This window comes from Cyanobacterium sp. T60_A2020_053 (assembly GCA_015272165.1).
Taxonomy (GTDB): domain Bacteria; phylum Cyanobacteriota; class Cyanobacteriia; order Cyanobacteriales; family Cyanobacteriaceae; genus Cyanobacterium.
In genome coordinates this window covers 1-1211 of sequence record JACYMF010000093.1, presented here as the reverse complement: position 1 = coordinate 1211, position 1211 = coordinate 1, and the positions used below count along the sequence as shown (strand labels likewise).

Here is a 1211-nt window from a genome sequence, read left to right as displayed (position 1 = left end):
ACATTTTGGGCAGTTAAGTTCCATTTCTTCTTTTTACTACTCCTGTCATAAAACTCTTTCCTTCATTATAAATCATCCCATAAAAATGCAACGCCAGAGAAAAATTATCTCCTGAATATTTTTGTCGTAGCTTTGAAAATAGTGAAGTTTATAAATTAATCTAAAAGTTACAAAAAGCCATTAATTAGACTTCGCTAATACCTACTTTTGGTTTAATTAATTGTTGTTGATTTTCTTCTCTAATTTCACTGATACCTAAAAATTCTTGATCTTGATTATAAGTAAGATAAAATTGCTTTGTATCTAATTTTTCGCAAACAAGTTTTTGACCCCAACACCATTTTTGACTATCTTCTTGATTAAGATCAATTGTGTCTAAATTACTTAATAATTTATCCATAGGAATTAATGCTAAATTTCCCTCTTCTTTTTGTTGCTGTAAATCTTCTAAACTAACGCTATTATCTAATAACAAATTACAACTCATAGTCCTTTTTAAACCTGCTAAAGTTGCACCACAACCAAGACGACAACCCAAATCACGAGCCAGCGCCCGTATATATGTACCAGCACCACAAACTACGTCCAAATCCAATTCGGGAAAATCACCGTTTTGCCATGCCACAATTTTCAAATCAAAAATTTCAATGATACGACTAGGAATATCAACATCTTCACCTTTTCTCGCTAACTCATATAGTTTTTTCCCGTCACGCTTGAGGGCGCTGTAAATGGGTGGAGTTTGGGATATTTTACCGATAAATTCGGGTAAATATGGCTCAATCATGGCTAGATTTAATCCTTTCGTGTCACCCGTGGCGATAATATCTCCTTCCAAGTCATCGGTAGTTGTGGTAACACCAAAACGAATTTTGGCACGATAGGCTTTTTTACTAGGTAAAAATTGTAATAACCGAGTAGCTTTACCCACTGCTACGGGTAAAACCCCCGTGGCAAGAGGATCTAATGTTCCTCCATGCCCGATTTTTTTGGTGTGTAAAATTTTTCTTAATTTGGCTACACAATCATGAGATGTTAAACCTTTCGGTTTATTTAAGTTTATAAATCCGTTCATTTATTGAGTTAGTTTTGACTAACAAACTGTAAAGGGGGAAAAAATATGAAGAAAACTCATACTATATAATATAAGTAGTATGTGCGATTCGTTCAGTCCAAAAGTTAAGGTTGAAATACCTGAAACGTGGGATTGG

The 1211-nt window shown here is 34.2% G+C and carries 1 protein-coding gene; it reads right to left on the bottom strand.

Features of this window, described 5'->3' with window-relative positions; all coding sequences use genetic code 11:
• Positions 1–184: 184 nt before the first annotated feature.
• On the bottom strand, positions 185–1075 hold the full coding sequence (gene truB, locus IGQ45_12810; GenBank protein ID MBF2058060.1) for a tRNA pseudouridine(55) synthase TruB: 891 nt from the start codon (positions 1073–1075) through the stop codon (positions 185–187).
• Positions 1076–1211: the final 136 nt, after the last annotated feature.